The 7,360-nt window shown below is 75.1% G+C and carries 6 protein-coding genes and 1 pseudogene; 2 read left to right on the top strand and 5 right to left on the bottom strand.

Annotated elements, in window-relative coordinates:
• Positions 1-74 precede the first annotated feature (74 nt).
• On the bottom strand, positions 75-341 hold the full coding sequence (locus ACFXAM_RS13115; protein WP_380290449.1) for a hypothetical protein: 267 nt from the start codon (positions 339-341) through the stop codon (positions 75-77).
• 241 nt (positions 342-582) lie between these two features.
• Between ACFXAM_RS13115 and ACFXAM_RS13110 the strand changes: the two genes are divergently transcribed.
• Positions 583-1,380, top strand: a complete 798-nt coding sequence (locus tag ACFXAM_RS13110; RefSeq protein WP_380290447.1) for a phosphoribosyl-dephospho-CoA transferase MdcG domain-containing protein — start codon at positions 583-585, stop codon at positions 1,378-1,380.
• Positions 1,381-1,403: 23 nt separating this feature from the next.
• Here the strand turns inward: ACFXAM_RS13110 and ACFXAM_RS13105 are convergent, their stop codons facing one another.
• From ACFXAM_RS13105 to snpA (ACFXAM_RS13090), 4 genes are all read right to left on the bottom strand, one after another.
• Positions 1,404-3,518, bottom strand: coding sequence for a phosphocholine-specific phospholipase C (locus ACFXAM_RS13105; protein ID WP_380290445.1), 2,115 nt, complete (start codon positions 3,516-3,518; stop codon positions 1,404-1,406).
• A 213-nt stretch (positions 3,519-3,731) separates the two neighbouring features.
• Positions 3,732-4,388 (bottom strand): pentapeptide repeat-containing protein, encoded by a 657-nt coding sequence (locus ACFXAM_RS13100; RefSeq protein ID WP_380290443.1) that lies wholly within the window; start codon positions 4,386-4,388, stop codon positions 3,732-3,734.
• A 254-nt stretch (positions 4,389-4,642) separates the two neighbouring features.
• Entirely contained in the window at positions 4,643-5,257 is a 615-nt protein-coding gene (gene snpA / locus ACFXAM_RS13095) for a snapalysin (RefSeq protein WP_380290441.1), read from the bottom strand.
• Between the two features lie 154 nt (positions 5,258-5,411).
• Entirely contained in the window at positions 5,412-6,056 is a 645-nt protein-coding gene (snpA, locus tag ACFXAM_RS13090; RefSeq protein WP_380290439.1) for a snapalysin, read from the bottom strand.
• 343 nt (positions 6,057-6,399) lie between these two features.
• Here snpA (ACFXAM_RS13090) and ACFXAM_RS13085 point away from each other — a divergent pair.
• Positions 6,400-7,338, top strand: a pseudogene (locus ACFXAM_RS13085) (LysR family transcriptional regulator); the annotation flags it as partial.
• Positions 7,339-7,360 lie beyond the last annotated feature (22 nt).

The following is a 7,360-nucleotide window of genomic DNA, read 5'->3' as shown; positions in this document are numbered from 1 at the left end:
GGGGCGGCAGCGGCGGGCGACGGTGAAGCGGGCGGCGGTGAAGCGGGGAGCGGTGAAACGGGCGCGGCGGGCGGTCAGCCCCAGGGGTCGCCCTCGGAGGTCATGTCCTGGCGGGCACGCTCCTCGGCCTCCCGCTCCCCGGCCGCGGAGGCCTCCTGCGCCTCGCGGGCCTTCTCCGTCTCGGCGCTGAAGGCGTCGACGGCCTCGTCGTGGGCCAGCGCGGCACGCTGCGCGGCGTCGGTCGTCGCGGTGGTGTCCCGCTCGGCGCCCGCCGCGAGCGAGGACCTGCTCTCCTCGGCGGTCTGCGGGGCCTTGTGGCGGAACCTGTCGAAGATTCCCATGACTCCTCCTCCGGGCGAATTCCGGACTGCCCCCACTCTCACACCGCCGCGCCCGGCCCGCACCCGCTGACCGGACCCGCCGACCGCACCCGCTGCCCGGGGCCCGGCGGCCGGACCGGAGCCGGCGGCCGTTGAGCCGTTGGTCCCTGGTCGCGGGCGCCGAAAGGCCGTAGCCCTCCCGGCGGGGCCGGGGGGAGGGTGGAGCCGTCAGCCGGTCCCGATCCCACCCCTGGAGCCCGCCGTGACCGTCGCCGCCCGCCCCCGCGTCCCCCGCCCGAGTGAGGAGCCGCACGGCGGACCGCGCCGGCTGGTCGGCTCACTGGCCGCGCTCGACGGACGGCAGGCCGGCGTCCACGACCTGCTGCTGATGCAGTGCCCCAGCTCGCTGCGGCCGCTCGGCGGCGGACCCCTGCCGGACTGGGCGCGGCAGGTGCTGCGGGCGCACCCCTGGGTGACCGTCGGGCGGGCGCCGGCCGTGGCGGGCACCCCCGCCGACACCCCGCACCCCGTGCGCTGCACCCGGGACGTCTCGGCCGCGCCGGAGACCTGGCTGCCGGTGACCGTGCGCGGCCCCCACCGCGGGCAGCGGCTGGACGCGCTGGCGCCCCGGGCCGCGGTGGCCCGCACGCTGCGCCCCGAACAGCTGCCGGGGCGGCTCTCCCTGCTGTCGCCCGAACGGGTGGCGGCGGTTCCCGCGCTGACCGTGCTGCCGCTCGCCGGACAGCTGATCGCCGACCACCGGCTGGCCTGGGGGCCGATCGGCGCGATCGGCTACGAGCTGGCCACCGGCGAACCGGTGGCCGGCCCGCTGAGCCCGCTGCGGCTGGTGCTGCGCGCGCCGCAGCCGGTGAGCCGGCGCGACGCGCTGCAGCTGCGGCGGGCGCTCAGCCGGCTGCGGGTGCCCGTCCAGGCCGAGCTGGAGACCCGGCACGGCGCGGTGCTGCTGGCCGAGTACGCGGCGTCGCCGCTGTCCCTGACCCTGCTCACGCCCTACGGGCCCCGGGAGGTCCACGACCCGTGGTTCCCCCGGGGCCTGTGAGGCGGTGACGCGCCCGCCGGGCCTCAGCCGCTGACGCTGGCGGCGCCGGTCTCCAGGTGACCGGTGAACCGCTGCGACCAGGTGCTGTCGGCGTTCACCGTGACGGTGAAGTCGTACCAGCCGTTGGTCAGGGCGACGGCGTTGAAGAAGTCGCTCACGCTGCCGCCGGCCGGCACCTGGTACGTCCAGGGGCCGTCGGTGCGGTAGTTGGTGGACGTGATGGTGAAGGTCAGCGCGGTGGTGCCGGTGTTGGCGAGCCCGAAGTACACCGCCGGCCTGCCGGTGCCCGGTTCGACGGCGTACCAGCAGGTGACGGCCGCGTTCCTGCCGGCCTTGGTGGCGTCGCCCCTGAAGCGGCGCAGGAAGCGGTTGGGCCCGATCACGCTCAGGTCGTACTGGCCGCTGCCGTAGCCGGTGCCGCAGTTGAAGAAGTCGCTCTGGCTGCCGCCCGGGTCGACGGTGTACTGCCAGGGACCGCCGCTGCGGTAGGCGTTGGCGTACGCGGCGAAGTGGGCGGACTTCGTCGCCACCGCGCCCTGGTTGGCCATCGTCAGCCAGACCTTGATCACGCCGCCGGAGCCGAACTCCAGGTGGTCCAGGACGGCGTTCGGCTGGTGGGGCAGGGCGCGGGCCGGGCGGGTCCCGATCTCCTGGGCGGGCAGCTTGTTGTCGACCGGGGCCGGGTTGGGCAGCGGCCCGCAGTTGGCCATGCCGACCACCGCGCCGGCCGTGGCGGGCAGCGCGGGCAAGCCGTACACCGGGTTGGCGAAGTCGAACAGGCCGGTGAGGTCGCCGCAGACCCGCCGGCGCCAGTCGCTGATGTTGACGCAGGTGGCGGGCTTGCCGACGGCCGCGGTCCACTTCTCCAGGAAGCGCAGCACCGAGGTGTGGTCGAAGACCTCGGAGGAGACCCAGCCGCCGCGGGTCCACGGCGAGACGGCGATCAGCGGGACGCGGAAGCCGAGGCCGATGGCGGTGCCGTTGTAGAACTCGCCCGGGGTGCCGGCCGGCGCGGCGGGCGGCGGGACGTGGTCGAAGAAGCCGTCGTTCTCGTCGTAGTTGAGGAGCAGCACGGTGGAGTTGAAGACGTCCGGGTCCGCGTTGAGCGCGTCGATCACGTTGTGGACGAAGTGCGCGCCGTCGGCCGGGGTGGCGTACGGGTGCTCGGAGACCTCCTGGTTGGGGACGATCCAGGAGACCTGCGGGAGGCTGCCGGCCAGCACGTCGGCCTTGATCGCGGCGACGATGTCGTCCGGGGTCCGGCCGGTGACCTTGGGCACGGAGCCCATGCCCTTGACCGCGAGCGGGCTGCCGGCGGGCGCGCCGGCGAACTGGGTGAAGTAGGCCAGGGCGTTGTCGCCGTAGTTGTCGGCGGCGTTCTGGTAGACCTTCCAGCTGACGCCGGCGTTCTCCAGCGCCTCGGCGTAGGTCTGCCAGCGCAGGCCCTTCTCGTCGCCGCCGTCGTAGGCCGGGCCGCCCGCCGCGCCGGACGGGTCGATCTGGCCGGACCAGTGGTACGTGCGGTTGGGGCCGGTGGCGCTCAGCACCGAGCAGAAGTAGGCGTCGGCGATGGTCCAGTTCTCGGCCAGCGCGTAGTGGAACGGGATGTCCTGGCGGGTGAGGAAGCCCAGGGTGCGGACGTTGCCCTTGGCCGCCACCCAGGAGTCCAGCTTCCCGCCGTTCCAGGCGCGGTGCTGATCGCTCCAGCCGTGGCTGAGATCCCCGTTGCACTGGGCCAGGCGCTCCGGGTCGGCGCCGCCGGCCGGCTTGGTGAGGCTGAACTGCCACGGGTACTGGCGGGCCAGCAGGCCGTTGGGCTGGTTGAAGACGGAGTAGCCGCCGGCGATCTGGACGGCGGAGCGGTCGGCGAAGCCGCGCACGCCGCGCAGCATGCCGAAGTAGTGGTCGAAGCTGCGGTTCTCCTGCATCAGAATCACGATGTGCCGCGCGTCGGCGAGGGTGCCGGTCTGCGACAGCGCCGCCGACGGCGCGGCGGCCGGCGCGGCGGCCGGCGTGCCCGCCGGTGCGTCGGCGGCCGGGGCCGCCCCGGCACCGGTGGTTCCGGCACCGGCCACGGCGAGACCCGCGGCGGCGGCACCGGACAGGGTCACGAACTTCCTACGACTCAGCTCGACCATCAGCCCAGCCCGTCCCTTCACTGGAGGTTGTGCACACAAGTCGGGGCCCACTCGACCGCGCAGCATCCTCCACCCGCCCGAACCGCCCCACCAGGGGCGGGCGTCAGGGTTGGCGCACTGTTCCCCCCGGGGTCGCCGAACGACGCGTGGCTGAACGGAGCCGGACATGCCCCTTACCGGCGGCGGACGGCATCGACGACCTGCGGGGCGCCCTCAGGCCTGCACCGTGATCCCCAGGGCCTGGGCGAACTGGGGGGCCAGTTCGAAGAGCTGGGTGGGGCTGATCAGGGCGCCGCGCAGGCCCTGGTGGCCGTCGGGCAGGCCGAGGGAGACGGCGCCGCGCAGGTCGACCTTGCTCAGGGCGGCACCGCGCAGCCGGACCTCCTCCAGGGTGGAGCCGGGAAAGGTGACGTCGGTGAGCTTCGCGTCGCCGAAGTCGACGTCGCGCAGCAGGCAGTCCTCGAAGACCACGTCGCGCAGCACGGCCGCGCGCAGGTTGACCGCCTCCAGCTTGCAGCCGCGGAACACCACCCGGCGCAGCGCCGAGCCGTGGGCGGCGATGCCGGCCAGCACACCGCCGGTGACCGCGCTGTCCTGCCACTCGCTGTCGGCGAGGTCGCAGGCCACCCAGCGGCCGGCCTGCACCCAGACCTCGTTGAACCGGGCCTGGCGGAGCTTGACGCCGCTCAGCGCGACGCCGGTGAGGGCGCACTCCAGGAAGGTCGCGCCGCCCGCCGCCTGCCCGGTGTACTCGCCGCCGTCGAAGTGCACGGTGTCGTAGCGCCCGTCGCTGCGCAGCGGGCCGGTGTGCGGGGTCAGGTGGCCGGCGTAGGGCAGGTCTTCCAGGCGGTCGGGGACGTGCTGGGGCATGACGGAGGCACCTCGCGGTCGGCGGCGGACGGGTCGTGGTCCTGGTCCGCATGCTCGCACGGGGCACCGACAGTCCGGGGCCGACGGGCGCGGCGGCCGTCCGGCGCGAGCGGGCGCGGCGGTGACACGGTGGGGCGCGCACCGCCGGCCCTGCTCGGGTACGCCACGGGGGCGGGAACGCACGCGGGGCGGCCCGGTCGCCGGGGTTGCGGCGACCGGGCCGTCACTGCGGTGCGCGGGCGAGGCCCTGGGGGTTACCGCCAGAGGGAGTTCACCCGGGAGCGCTCGGTGGTGTTCGGGTACGGGTTGGTGCAGGAGGTGCCGGGGCCGCCGCCGGACATCAGCTCGCTGCACGGGCCCGAGTAGTGGTCCGGCAGGCCGAGCACGTGGCCGGTCTCGTGCGCGGTGACGCGCACCGAGTTGTACTGCCGGTTCTGCGCGTAGTCGAGGAAGATGTAGCCGCGGCCGTGGCCGTCGGTGCTGGCGTAGGAGCCGCGCGAGTCGTTGCCCTCGTAGTAGCGGAAGTCGGCCGCCGTGCCGGCGCGGAGCTGCACGTTGGTGACCGAGCTGTTCCAGATCTGCGCGCTCTGGGTGATCTGGCTGCGGAACGTGGGCGCGCTGCTGGCGTCGTAGGTCACGGTGACGGCCAGCAGGAACGGGTTGGCGGCCTGCTTGGCCCGCGCGGACTTCATGACGGCCTCGAAGAACGCCTGGTTGTTGGCGTCCTCGGCGGCCGAACCGGCGTAGGCGGTGCCGGACGCCGTGTAGCCCTGGGTCGGCGCGGCGGCGGCGCTGGTCGGCAGGGCGGCCAGGCCGGCGGCGAGCGCCAGGCCGAGGGCGGCGGAGAACGTGCGCGAGACACGGTTCATGTGGGGGCTCCCGTTCACGGGTCGAGGGGTGGGGGTGAAAGGTGGTGCGGTGGGGCGGTGGTGCGCATGGGCACGCTCCCGACCGGCCGGAGGGGGTCGTCCGGTCGGCGCACGCCGGGGGGCCGCCTGGCGGGCGGCCGTCGAAGGGGCCGGATCAGCCGGCCAGGCCGTACCGCCACAGGGAGTTGACGCGACTGCGCTCCGTGCTGTTGGGGTACGGGTTGGTGCACGAGGGGCCGGGGCCGCCGCCGGACATCAGCTCGCTGCACGGGCCCGAGTAGTGGTCCGGCAGCCCCAGCACGTGCCCGGTCTCGTGCGCGGTGACGCGCAGCGAGGCGTACTGCTGGTTCTGGGTGTAGTCGAGGAAGATGTAGCCGTTGCCGTGGCCGTCGGTGCTGGCGTAGGAGCCGTTGTCCGGGTCGTCGCCCTCGTAGTAGGCGAAGTCGGCGTTGCCGCCCTCCTGGAGCCGGACGTTGCTCACCGAGCCGTTCCAGATCTGCGCGCTCTGGGCTATCTGCGCGGCGAAGGACGGCGCGTTGCTCGCGTCGTAGGTCACGGTGACGGCCAGGAGGAACGGGTTGGCGGCCTGCTTGGCCCGCGCGGACTTCATGACGGCCTCGAAGAACGCCCGGTCGTCCGCCTTGCCCGCGCCCCCGGCGGGCGCGCCCGGGGCGTAGTGCCGGACGGTTCCGGGGGCGGCCGCCGGCGCGGCGCCGGCGGCGGTCGGCAGGACGGCCGCCGTTCCCGCGGCCAGGACCAGTCCGAGCGCGACGGAGAGCGTGCGCGGCACACGGTTCATGGGGGGCTCCGCTTCGCGAGTGCGCCGCGGCCGGTGGGGGCCGGGCCGCGGGCAACGGATGGATGCTTTGCTGCCCCCAGAGCTTCGGCCAGGCCGGCGGCCCGGCGGATGATGTCAACCGGCGATAGCCCGGACCAATCACCGCACCGCCCGACGATCCGCCCGCCGCCCCGTCCGCCCCCGCCCGACGCCCCGCCCGACGCCCCGTCCGGGGATCCGCGCGGGGATCGGTCCGGCGGCCGCCGCGGCGGGGCCGCCGTCGATGCCCGGTCGGCCGGACGGCCTGTCATGTCCCTGGCGCAAGACCGTTTCGGCCGTTACGCTCCCCGGTGTGGAGCTCGACGTGAGACACCTGCGGGTGCTGTGCGCGATCGCCGACACCGGAAGCCTCCGCAAGGCCGCGCTGCAGCTCGGCATGACCCAGCCGTCGCTCACCACCCAGCTGCACCGCATCGAACGGGCCGTCGGCGGCACGCTGTTCACCCGGGAGCAGACCGGCAGCCGGCCCACCGCGCTCGGCCATTCCGTGCTGTCCCGGGCCAGGCCGGTGATCGCCGAGATGGCGGCACTGGTGGCCGCCGCCCGCCAGGAGGCCCGGGAGGCGGCCGGCGGCGAGCGGGCCCGGCGGCTGCGGATCGGCAGCGTCGGCAGCCGGGCGGTGGCCGCCTGGCTGCGCCGGCTGCACGAGCGGCTGCCGGAGACCGACACCACCATCCAGATCGACATCTCGGCCAACGCCCTGCTCCGGATGATCGCCGCCGACCAGCTGGACGTCGCCTTCGTGCACGAGAGCGAGGGCTTCCCGCTGCGGCTGCCCCCGGACGCCGAGCACCGGGTGCTGCTCGCCCGCGAGCCGCAGTTCGTCGCGCTCGCGGCCGGCCACCCGGCGGCCGCCCGTCCGGTGGTGCGGCTGGCCGAACTCGCCGAGGACACCTGGATGGTGGACCCCACCGCCGACCACGAGTACGCCGCGATGCGCCGGGTGTTCCGCGCCGCCGGGCTCAACCCCCGGGTGGTCCAGGTGCGGGACAACGCCACCGCCGCCGAACTGGTCGCCTCCGGGGAGGCGGTCCGCCCCTGCCAGCCGACCTCCCTGCCCGGGCCGGGCAGCGTCGTGCGCCGGCTGCACGGCGACCCGCTGGCCGTGCGGCTGCTGCTGGTCTGGCGGCCGCGCGCGCTCGGCCCGCCCGCCCGCGACGCGCTGTACGAGGAACTGCGGGCGGCCTACTGCGACCTCGCCCAGGCCAGCCCGGCGTACCGGACCTGGCTCTCCGGGCACGACGAGGTGCTGCGCGCCCTGCCGG

The sequence above is a fragment of the Kitasatospora sp. NPDC059462 genome (genome assembly GCF_042749955.1).
Taxonomy (GTDB): domain Bacteria; phylum Actinomycetota; class Actinomycetes; order Streptomycetales; family Streptomycetaceae; genus Kitasatospora.
The sequence above is the reverse complement of the archived record's forward strand: the minus strand, read 5'-3'. Positions and strand labels throughout refer to the sequence as shown.

What these genes read in the sequence shown, in the direction of transcription:
- ACFXAM_RS13115 (WP_380290449.1), bottom strand. Translation starts at nt 341, where the DNA reads ATGGGAATCTTCGACAGGTTCCGCCACAAGGCCCCGCAGACCGCCGAG.
- ACFXAM_RS13105 (WP_380290445.1), bottom strand. Translation starts at nt 3,518, where the DNA reads ATGGTCGAGCTGAGTCGTAGGAAGTTCGTGACCCTGTCCGGTGCCGCC.
- ACFXAM_RS13100 (WP_380290443.1), bottom strand. Translation starts at nt 4,388, where the DNA reads ATGCCCCAGCACGTCCCCGACCGCCTGGAAGACCTGCCCTACGCCGGC.
- snpA (WP_380290441.1), bottom strand. Translation starts at nt 5,257, where the DNA reads ATGAACCGTGTCTCGCGCACGTTCTCCGCCGCCCTCGGCCTGGCGCTC.
- snpA (WP_380290439.1), bottom strand. Translation starts at nt 6,056, where the DNA reads ATGAACCGTGTGCCGCGCACGCTCTCCGTCGCGCTCGGACTGGTCCTG.